Origin of the sequence: Acinetobacter sp. A2 (genome assembly GCF_012371325.1) — a bacterium.
In the GTDB taxonomy this organism is placed as follows: Bacteria; Pseudomonadota; Gammaproteobacteria; order Pseudomonadales; family Moraxellaceae; genus Acinetobacter.
This window is the reverse complement of the sequence record NZ_JAAZQX010000065.1, coordinates 1-1225: the sequence shown is the minus strand read 5'-3', so window position 1 is coordinate 1225 and position 1225 is coordinate 1. Positions and strand designations below refer to the sequence as shown.

1 protein-coding gene and 1 pseudogene are annotated in these 1225 nt (G+C 45.4%); both read left to right on the top strand.

The genetic code is table 11. The features are described from left to right. Positions 1-603 (top strand): annotated as a pseudogene (istA, locus tag HHA43_RS13100) (IS21-like element ISAba8 family transposase); the annotation flags it as partial. Further along, positions 603-1225 (top strand): IS21-like element ISAba8 family helper ATPase IstB (gene istB / locus HHA43_RS13095; protein ID WP_104492574.1); only part of this gene is annotated, 623 nt, incomplete at its 3' end. The pseudogene istA and the gene istB, both read left to right, overlap by 1 nt.

Sequence of the window (1225 nt, the reverse complement as noted above, 5' to 3'; positions counted from 1 at the left end):
TTTGTCGCAACATTAGGGTATTCCAGAGCGACTTTCGTGAAATTTTATGATCATGAACGTACGGATGCATGGATCGATGGTCTAGAAAATGCATTTCAGTTCTTTGCAGGAGTACCTCAAGAAATCCTGTTTGATAACGCTAAAACGATCATGATTGAACGGGATGCCTATCAGGAGGGGCAGCATAAATGGAATCCCAAACTGCTCGACTGCGCCAAGAAATACAGCTTTCGTCCTCGCGTATGTAAGCCCTACCGTGCACAGACCAAAGGCAAAGTTGAACGCTTTAATGGATACCTCAAATCAAGCTTTATTGTGCCATTGAAAGCAAGCCTGAAGACTTCGGGTTTACTGTTAGATGTTGATGTCGCCAATGCCCACATTGGCCGGTGGCTGCATGAAACCGCCAATCAGCGAATTCATGCCACCACGCAAGAAAAACCGGCTGTTCGACTGCAACAAGAGCAGCAAAAATTTACGCCATTACCACAATCAGATACGGGTTCTGGCACTGTACCTGTTGCAGCAGCACAGCATGTCATGCCCTACGAGAGTTTGCAGCATCCCTTATCGGTATATGACCAGTTGCTGGGAGTTTCCTGATGAATCTGCAATACGACCGTATAGAGCAGCTTTGCCAAAAACTCAATCTGCCTGCCATCGCATCACAATGGTCACATCATGCACAACAAACATTAGGTCAGGATGGAAGTTATGCCGACTTTGTTGAAGCGATCTTGACGCATGAATATGCTGCCAGGCAACAGCGCAGCCAGCAGGTACTGATGAAACTCTCAGGCCTGCCTCAAGTCAAAACCCTGGAAGACTATGATTTTAATTATGCCCTAGGTGCCCCTAAATCACAGGTGATTGAACTGTTCAATCTGAGCTTTATTGCTAGAGCAGAAAATGTGGTGTTTCTCGGGGCTAGCGGAGTAGGAAAAACGCACTTATCTATGGCATTAGGCTATAAGGCCATCATGAACAACATTAAGATCAAGTTCATTACCGCCGCCGATCTCATGCTGCAACTGAGTACAGCCTATCAGCAAGGTAAACTGAAAACCTATATGCAACGTGCGGTACTGGGACCAAAGTTACTGATTATCGATGAAATTGGTTATTTACCGTTTGGACGTGAAGAAGCGAATCTGTTCTTTAACGTGATTGCCAAGCGTTATGAAAAAGGCAGTACGATATTGACGAGTAACTTACCCTTTAGCCA